Here is an 8,516-nt window from a genome sequence, read left to right as displayed (position 1 = left end):
CTCGTGTCCGGACCGCCGCAGAAACGTCCCCGGATCACTCCGGAGCCGACACATCCTCCGCCGGCTTCGCGTCCACACCGGCCTCCTTGCGCTGTGCGGCGGAGATGGCCGCAGGCGCCGCCGTCAGGGGGTCGTAGCCCCCGCCGGACTTGGGGAAGGCGATGACGTCGCGGATCGAGTCGGTGCCCGCGAGGAGCGCGCAGATGCGGTCCATGCCCACCGCGATGCCGCCGTGCGGGGGCGCGCCGAACGCGAAGGCGTCGAGCAGGAAGCCGAACTTCTCCTGCGCCTCCTCCTCGGTGAGGCCCATGACCGCGAAGACCCGCTTCTGCACGTCGTCGCGGTGGATCCGGATCGAGCCGCCGCCCAGCTCGTTGCCGTTGCAGACGATGTCGTAGGCGTAGGCCAGCGCGCTGCCGGGGTCGGTGTCGAACGTGTCGGCGAACTCCGGCTTGGGGCCGGTGAAGGCGTGGTGGACGGCCGTCCAGGCGCCCGCCCCCACGGCGACGTCGCCACTCTCGACCGCGTCCGAGCTCGGCTCGAACATCGGCGCGTCGACGACCCAGGTGAACGCGAAGGCGGACTCGTCGATCAACCCGCCGCGACGGCCGATCTCGAGTCGGGCGGCACCCAGCAGGGCCCGGCTGGACTTGGCGGGACCGGCCGCGAAGAAGATGCAGTCGCCGGGCTCGGCGCCGACGTGGGCGGCCAGTCCGGACTTCTCCTCGTCGGTGATGTTCTTGGACACCGGACCCGTGAGCTCGCCGTCCTCCTGGACCAGGACGTAGGCCAGGCCCTTGGCACCGCGCTGCTTGGCCCAGTCCTGCCAGGCGTCGAGCTTCTTGCGGGGCTGGCTCGCGCCGCCCGGCATGACGACCGCGCCGACGTACGGCGCCTGGAAGACCCGGAAGGGGGTGTCCTTGAAGTAGTCGGTGCACTCGACCAGCTCGAGGCCCATGCGCAGGTCGGGCTTGTCGGAGCCGAACCGGCGCATCGCGTCCGCGTAGGTCATCCGGGGCAGCGGCCGGGGGATCTCGACGTCGATGAGGCGCCACATGGCCGCCAGCACGTCCTCCATCAGCTCGATCACGTCGTCCTGGTCGACGAAGCTCATCTCGATGTCGAGCTGGGTGAACTCCGGCTGCCGGTCGGCGCGGAAGTCCTCGTCGCGGTAGCAGCGCGCGATCTGGTAGTAGCGCTCCATCCCGGCGACCATCAGCAGCTGCTTGAACAGCTGCGGGCTCTGCGGCAGGGCGTACCAGCTGCCCGGCTGCAGGCGCGCGGGCACCAGGAAGTCGCGCGCGCCCTCGGGCGTCGACCGGGTCAGCGTGGGCGTCTCGATCTCGACGAACGAGTGCGCGTCGAGCACGTCGCGCGCCGCCTTGTTGATCTTCGAGCGCAGGCGCAGGGCGCCGTTGGGGCCGCTGCGGCGCAGGTCGAGGTAGCGGTGCTTGAGGCGCGCCTCCTCCCCCACGTCCACGTGGTCGTCGATCGGGAAGGGCAGCGGGGCCGCGGCGCTGAGCACCTCGAGGTCGTCGGCGATGACCTCGATGTCGCCCGAGGGCAGCGCCGGGTTGGCGTTGCCCTCCGGGCGGGCGCTGACCTGGCCGGTGACCTTGATGCAGAACTCGCTGCGCAGGGCGTGCGCGACGGCCTCGTCACGCACCACCACCTGCACGACGCCGCTGGCCTCGCGGAGGTCCAGGAAGGCCACTCCCCCGTGGTCGCGGCGTCGGGCCACCCACCCGGCAAGGGTGACGGTCTGGCCGACGTGCTCGGCGCGCAGGGCGCCGGCGTCATGGGTGCGGATCACGGGTTCTCCTCGGTGTTCACAGGGGTGACGTTCTGGGTGTCGGGCGGGGTGCTGATGCTCGGTCGGAGGTCCGCCTCCGGCGGGCTCCAGGCGGCGGGCTCGGCCTCCACCTGGGCGCCGGAGCGGATGTCCTTGACCTGGTGGGTGCCGTCGGCCTGGACGAACCAGACGAACGGGATGCCGCGGCGCTCGGCGTACCGGATCTGCTTGCCGAACTTGGCGGCGTCCGGCGCGACCTCGCAGGCGATGTCTCGGCGCCGCAGGGCGGCGGCCACGGCACCGCTCGCCGGCCGGGAGTCCTCGTCGACGACCGCGACCAGCACGGCGCTGGGCACCGAGCGGGTGGCGGTCAGGCCGGTCCGCGCGAGCAGGGGCACGACGACGCGGCTCACGCCGAGCGAGATGCCGACCCCGGGGTACGTCGTCCGGCCGTCGCTGGCCAGCGCGTCGTAGCGCCCGCCCGAGCAGATGGAGCCCATCGACTCGTAGCCGTCGAGGCGCGTCTCGAAGACCGTGCCGGTGTAGTAGTCGAGCCCGCGGGCGATCGACAGGTCGGCGGTGACCCGCACGCGGTCGGAGACCAGGTCCGCGCAGCCGCGGACCAGTGCGGCCAGCTCGGCCAGGCCCTCGTCCAGCAGCGGGTGCTCGACGCCGAGGGCGCGCACGGCGTCGACGAATCCGTGGTCGTCGGAGCGGATGGTGGCCAGCCGGAGCACGCGGTCGGCGTTCTCCACCGACAGCCCGGCGTCCTGCAGCAGGAGGTCACGGACCTTGTCGGCGGGCAGCTTGTCGAGCTTGTCGACCAGGCGCATGACCTCGTCGGCGTCCCCCTGGCCGTCGCCACCGCCAGGGCTGATGCCGAGACCCGCGTAGAAGCCCTGGATGAGCTTGCGGTTGTTGACCTGCAGTCTGAAGCCGGGCAGGAAGTCCAGGCGGGTCAGGGCGTCCACCATCACGCGGGTGACCTCGACGTCGTGGTGGAACGCCAGCGAGTCGCGACCGACGATGTCGATGTCGGCCTGGGTGAACTCCCGGAACCGCCCCTCCTGGGGACGCTCGCCGCGCCAGGCCCGTTGGATCTGGTAGCGCCGGAACGGGAAGTCCAGCTTCCCGGCGTTCTCCAGGACGTACCGCGCGAAGGGGACGGTGAGGTCGAAGTGCAGGCCGAGCCCGGCGTGGCCCTCGGCGGACTCCTCGTGCAGGCGGCGCAGGAGGTAGACCTCCTTGGAGGTGTCCCCCTTGCGCAGCAGCTGGTCGAGGGGCTCGACGGCGCGGGTCTCGATGCCGGCGAAGCCGTGCAGCTCGAAGGTGTGCCGCAGGGTGTCGATGACCTGCTGCTCGACGATGCGCTGCGCAGGCAGCAGCTCGGGGAACCCGCTCAGGGGCGTGGGCTTGCTCATGTCTCTCGGCCTCGGTGCTCTACTGGAACGACGGGTCCTGCGTGTCTCCGTGCTGGAGCTCGAGCAGGTAGGGGTTGGTGGCGCGCTCGCGGCCGATGGACGTCTGCTCGCCGTGGCCGGGCAGCACCACGATGTCGTCGGCGAGCGGCAGCACCTTGTCGGTGAGGCTGCGCAGCATGGTGGCGTGGTCGCCGCCGGGGAGGTCGGTGCGGCCGATGGACCCGGCGAACAGCAGGTCACCGGAGAACATGACGTCGCTGATGTCGGCCTCGCCGTACGGCGTCCGGAAGGTCACCGACCCCTCGGTGTGGCCCGGGGTGTGGTCGACGACGAACCGGAGCCCGGCGAGCTCGATCTCCTGCAGGTCCGAGAGCTCCCGCACGTCGTCGGGCTCGGCCCACTCGTGGTTGCCGCCGAGCAGCATCGCGGTGGTCTCCCTGCTCATCCCGGCCATCGGGTCGGTGAGCAGGTGCCGGTCGCGGGGGTGGATCCAGGCCGTGGCGTCGTAGGTGCCGGCGACGGGAGCCACGCACCACATGTGGTCGACGTGCCCGTGCGTCACCAGGACCGACACCGGCTTGAGGCGGTGCTCGCGCACGACCTCCGCGACCCCCGCTGCGGCGTCCTTGCCGGGATCGATGACGACGCACTCGTTGCCCGCGCCGGTGGCCACGACGTAGCAGTTGGTGCCCCAGGGTCCAGCGGGGAAGCCGGCGATGAACACGGGGCAACAGTCCTCAGGGTGAGTCGGGCGGGTGCGGCGAGGAGTCAGCCTACCGAGGCCTGTCGGGGGGGTGACTACGATGGGCGACCATGAGCGCCGACAAGCAGTCCTCGCAGGCTTCCGACTGGGGCCGGGTCACCGAGGACGGCACCGTATTCGTCAGGACCGTCGATGGAGAACGCTCCGTGGGGCAGTACCCCGAGGGGTCCCCCGAGGAGGCGCTGAAGTTCTTCACCGACCGGTACGACGCCCTCGCCTTCGAGGTGCAGCTGCTCGAGCAGCGCATCGGCGCGGGCAAGCTGAGCCCCGAGGAGGCGGCCACCACCGTCAAGGGGCTGCGCGAGCAGGTCGTCGGCGCCAACGCCGTCGGTGACCTCAACGGCCTCGCCGCCCGGCTCGACGCCACCGGCCCGGTGATCGCCATCCAGCGCGACGCCCGGCGGGCCGAGAAGGCCCAGCGCAGCGCCGAGTCACGCGCGGAGAAGGACAAGATCGTCGCCGAGGCCGAGAAGCTGGCCGAGAGCAACGACTGGCGCAACGGCGCCAACCGGCTGCGCGACCTCCTCGACCAGTGGAAGGCGCTCCCCCGCCTCGACCGGGCCACCGACGACACCCTGTGGCGCCGGTTCTCGTCCGCGCGGACGACGTACACGCGACGCCGCAAGGCGCACTTCGCCGAGGAGCACGGCCGCCGCGACGGCGCCCGCGTCGTCAAGGAGCGGCTCGCGACCGAGGCGGAGAGCCTGGCCACGTCGACCGACTGGGGCCCGACCGCGGGCCGCTACCGCGACCTGATGCGCGAGTGGAAGGCCGCCGGTCCGGCGCCCCGGGACGTCGACGACCAGCTGTGGCAGCGCTTCCGGGGAGCACAGGACACGTTCTTCGGTGCCCGCGACGCGGCCAACGCGGAGCTGGACCAGGAGTTCGCCGCCAACGCCGAGGTCAAGGAGGCGCTGCTCGTCGAGGCCGAGGCACTCGTGCCGCGCCTGCGCGGCGAGGACGCGGACCTCGAGGCCGTCAAGAAGGCGTTCCGCGACATCGCCGACAAGTGGGACGAGGCCGGCAAGGTCCCCCGCGACCGGATGAAGGACCTCGAGGGTCGCATCCGCAAGGTCGAGCAGGCCATCCGCTCGGTCGAGGACGACCAGTGGAAGCGCTCGGACCCGGAGAAGTCGGCACGCGCCGACGACATGGTCTCCAAGCTCGAGTCCGGGATCGCCGAGACGCGCGCCAAGCTCGAGAAGGCGCAGGCCGCCGGCGACGCCAAGCGCACCAAGGACCTCGAGGCCGAGCTCGCCAGCAAGCAGGCCTTCCTCGACATGGCCCGCAAGGCCTCGGAGGAGTTCGGCGCCTGAGTCCCCACCGGGACCAGCGGTAACGCTGTAACGCGCTGTTACACGTGCTCCGCTCCCCACCAGTGGGGTGAGAAGCAGGTGTAACGGCGCGTTACAGCTGGGAGCGTCGTCGTCGGCCGGGGTCAGGACGTGACGCGGTAGGCGTCGAAGACGCCGTTCACCGAGCGGACGGCGCGGAGCACGCTGTCGAGGTGTGAGGCGTCGGCCATCTCGAAGCTGAAGCGGCTCTTGGCCACCCGGTCGCGGGTGGTGGAGAGGGTCGCGCTGAGGATGTTCACGTGGGCGTCCGAGAGCACCATGGTGATGTCGGACAGCAGCCTGGCGCGGTCGAGTGCCTCCACCTGGATGTTGACCAGGAAGGTCGACTGCGACGTGGGCGCCCACTCGACCTCGAGCAGCCGTTCGGGCTGGCTCTCGAGGTTGCCGGCGTTGGTGCAGTCCTTGCGGTGGACCGAGACGCCACCGCCCTTGGTCACGAAGCCCAGGATGGGGTCCGGCGGGACGGGGGTGCAGCACTTGGCCAGCTTGACCCACAGGTCCTCGACGCCCTTGACGATGACTCCGGCGTCGCTGGACGTGGGCTTGGTGCGGCCCCGGCGGCCGGTGATGGTGACACCCTCGGCGAGGTCCTCGGCGGCCCCGTCGTCGCCGCCGTGCAGGTCGATGACCTTGCGTACGACGGCCTGGGCGCTGAGGTTGCCCTCCCCCACGGCGGCGTACAGCGCGGACACGTCGGCGTGGTTGAAGTGCACGGCGACGAGCGACAGCGACTCGTGCGTCATCAGGCGCTTGAGGGGCAGGCCCTCCTTGCGCATCATCCGCCCGATCTGCTCCTTGCCGCGCTCGATCGCCTCCTCGCGCCGCTCCTTGGTGAACCACTGGCGGATCTTGGAGCGCGCTCGGGGGGACTTGACGAAGTTGAGCCAGTCGCGCGACGGGCCGGCGCCGGGCGCCTTGGAGGTGAACACCTCGACCACGTCACCGTTGTCGAGGGACGACTCCAGGGGCACCAGGCGACCGTTGACCCGGGCCCCGATGGTGTGGTGGCCGACCTCGGTGTGGACGGCGTACGCGAAGTCGACCGGGGTGGAGCCCACGGGCAGCGGCATCACGTCGCCGCGGGGGGTGAAGACGTAGACCTGGGCGCGGTTCATCTCGAAGCGCAGCGACTCCAGGAACTCGCCCGGGTCCTCGACCTCGCTCTGCCAGTCCATGAGCTGGCGCAGCCACGACATGTCGTCGAGGTCGCCCGGCCGGTCGGTGTCGACGCCGGCCTTGCCGTCCTCCTTGTACTTCCAGTGCGCCGCGACGCCGTACTCGGCGCGACGGTGCATGGCGAAGGTGCGGATCTGCAGCTCGACCGGCTTGCCCTGCGGGCCGATGACCGTCGTGTGCAGCGACTGGTACATGTTGAACTTCGGCATCGCGACGTAGTCCTTGAAGCGCCCCAGGACCGGGTTCCACCGCGAGTGCAGGACACCGAGGACCGAGTAGCAGTCGCRGTCCTCCTCGACGAGGATCCGGATGCCGACCAGGTCGTAGATGTCGGAGAACTCGCGGCCCCCGACGATCATCTTCTGGTAGATCGAGTAGTAGTGCTTCGGGCGTCCGGTGACCTTGGCCTTGATCTTCGCGTCGCGCAGGTCGGACTCGACGCCGGCGATCACCTCGGCGAGGAACTGGTCGCGCGAGGGTGCCCGCTCCGCGACGAGCCGCACGATCTCGTCGTACATCTTGGGGTGCAGGGTCGCGAAGGCGAGGTCCTCGAGCTCCCACTTGAGGGTGTTCATGCCGAGCCGGTGGGCCAGCGGGGCGTAGATGTCGAGCGTCTCGCGGGCCTTGCGCTCCTGCGTCTCGGCCTTGAGGTAGCGCAGCGTGCGCATGTTGTGAAGCCGGTCGGCGAGCTTGATGACCAGCACCCGGATGTCGCGTGACATCGCGACGATCATCTTGCGGATGGTCTCGGCCTGCGCGGAGTCGCCGTACTGCACCTTGTCGAGCTTGGTCACGCCGTCGACGAGGACGGCCACCTCGTCGCCGAAGTCCTTGCGCAGCTGCTCCAGCGTGTACGGCGTGTCCTCGACCGTGTCGTGCAGCAGTGCCGCCACCAGGGTCGGCTCGGTCATGCCGATGTCGGCCAGGATCGTGGTGACCGCCAGCGGGTGGGTGATGTAGGGGTCGCCGCTCTTGCGCATCTGCGAGCCGTGCATCTGCTCCGCGACCCCGTAGGCGCGCTCCAGCAGGGCGAGATCGGCCTTGGGATGGTTGGTCCGCACGGCCCGGAGGAGGGGCTCGAGCACGGGGTTGCCGGTCGGCGCCTTCGCCCCGATCCGGGCCAGTCGCGACCGCATGCTGCGGGCCGAGACGGGCACGTCCGCGGACCGCTCGCGCGGTACCGGTGTCGTGATCTCCTCGGCCATTCGCCCAGTCTAGTGACGACCCTCGCGCGGCGGGGGCCGGACTGCCGAGGTCAGACGGTCATCAGGGCGGTGAGGGGCAGCCCACCGACCCCGTCGCGGCCCGTCAGGAAGCTCAGCTCCATCAGCACCGCCACGCCGACGCACGTCCCGCCGCACCGCTCCACGAGCGCTCGCGTCGCCGCCACCGTGCCCCCGGTGGCGAGCACGTCGTCGACGAGCAGGACCCGGTCGCCGGGAGCGATGGCGTCGCGGTGCAGCTCGAGGGTCGCCTCGCCGTACTCGAGGGAGTAGGAGACGGCGTGCGTCTCGCGCGGCAGCTTGCCCGCCTTGCGTACCGGCACGAACCCCGCGCCGAGCTCCAGGGCGACCGGCGCGGCCAGGATGAAGCCGCGGGCCTCCATGCCGACCACCTTGTCCACGACGCCGACGCCCGAGGCGTCCCGTCCGGCCGCGGCCAGCGCCCCCACGACGGACCCGAAGGCCTCGTGGTCGGCCAGCAGCGGGGTGATGTCCTTGAACACCACCCCCGGCTCCGGGTAGTCGGGGACGTCGATGATCAGCCGGTCGAGGTGCGCCCGGGCCTCGCTGCTCACTTCTTGCCGCGCTTGGAGCGGGACTGTCGCGTGGGCTGCACGCGCCCTGAGGACGCGCTCTGCTTGACCGGTCCGTGGGCCGGCGGAGCGACCCGCCCCTTGCCGGAGGCCTCCTGGCGCCGTGGCGGAGCCGTCACCGGACGACGTCGTACGACGCCGTCGGGGTCGACGTCGCGCGGGTCCGGCGGCGGCGTGGCGTCGCGGTCGGCGG

General features: G+C 71.2%; 6 protein-coding genes and 1 pseudogene. 1 reads left to right on the top strand and 6 read right to left on the bottom strand.

The genetic code is table 11. The annotated features are described in order from the left end of the window. Positions 1–34: 34 nt before the first annotated feature. The 3 genes from aspS to ACXJKL_RS08595 are packed head-to-tail and all read right to left on the bottom strand — an operon-like array spanning position 35 to position 3,937. Positions 35–1,813 carry an aspartate--tRNA ligase gene (gene aspS, locus ACXJKL_RS08605; protein WP_457206646.1) on the bottom strand — a complete coding sequence of 593 codons (1,779 nt, stop codon included), beginning with the start codon at positions 1,811–1,813 and terminating at the stop codon, positions 35–37. Then, the gene (gene hisS / locus ACXJKL_RS08600) at positions 1,810–3,213 is read right to left on the bottom strand and encodes a histidine--tRNA ligase (RefSeq protein ID WP_457206645.1); all 1,404 of its coding nucleotides are present in this window, start codon (positions 3,211–3,213) and stop codon (positions 1,810–1,812) included. Before hisS ends, aspS begins: the two co-directional genes overlap by 4 nt. Positions 3,214–3,232: 19 nt before the next feature. Beyond that, positions 3,233–3,937 (bottom strand): MBL fold metallo-hydrolase, encoded by a 705-nt coding sequence (locus tag ACXJKL_RS08595; protein ID WP_457206644.1) that lies wholly within the window; start codon positions 3,935–3,937, stop codon positions 3,233–3,235. 89 nt (positions 3,938–4,026) lie between these two features. Between ACXJKL_RS08595 and ACXJKL_RS08590 the strand changes: the two genes are divergently transcribed. After that, on the top strand, positions 4,027–5,292 hold the full coding sequence (locus ACXJKL_RS08590) for a DUF349 domain-containing protein (protein ID WP_457206643.1): 1,266 nt from the start codon (positions 4,027–4,029) through the stop codon (positions 5,290–5,292). Between the two features lie 122 nt (positions 5,293–5,414). On the opposite strand, the gene ACXJKL_RS08585 is transcribed toward ACXJKL_RS08590, so the two are convergent. The 3 genes and pseudogenes from ACXJKL_RS08585 to ACXJKL_RS08575 form a co-directional block, all read right to left on the bottom strand. Further along, positions 5,415–7,643, bottom strand: a complete 2,229-nt coding sequence (locus tag ACXJKL_RS08585) for a RelA/SpoT family protein (protein ID WP_457206647.1) — start codon at positions 7,641–7,643, stop codon at positions 5,415–5,417. 119 nt (positions 7,644–7,762) lie between these two features. Next, positions 7,763–8,305 (bottom strand): adenine phosphoribosyltransferase, encoded by a 543-nt coding sequence (locus tag ACXJKL_RS08580; RefSeq protein WP_457206642.1) that lies wholly within the window; start codon positions 8,303–8,305, stop codon positions 7,763–7,765. After that, a pseudogene (locus ACXJKL_RS08575) lies at positions 8,302–8,516 on the bottom strand (protein translocase subunit SecF); the annotation flags it as partial. The gene ACXJKL_RS08580 and the pseudogene ACXJKL_RS08575, both read right to left, overlap by 4 nt.

This window comes from Nocardioides sp. P5_C9_2, from assembly GCF_054049555.1.
The sequence above is the reverse complement of the archived record's forward strand: the minus strand, read 5'-3'. Positions and strand labels throughout refer to the sequence as shown.

What these genes read in the sequence shown, in the direction of transcription:
- ACXJKL_RS08590 (WP_457206643.1), top strand. Translation starts at nt 4,027, where the DNA reads ATGAGCGCCGACAAGCAGTCCTCGCAGGCTTCCGACTGGGGCCGGGTC.
- hisS (WP_457206645.1), bottom strand. Translation starts at nt 3,213, where the DNA reads ATGAGCAAGCCCACGCCCCTGAGCGGGTTCCCCGAGCTGCTGCCTGCG.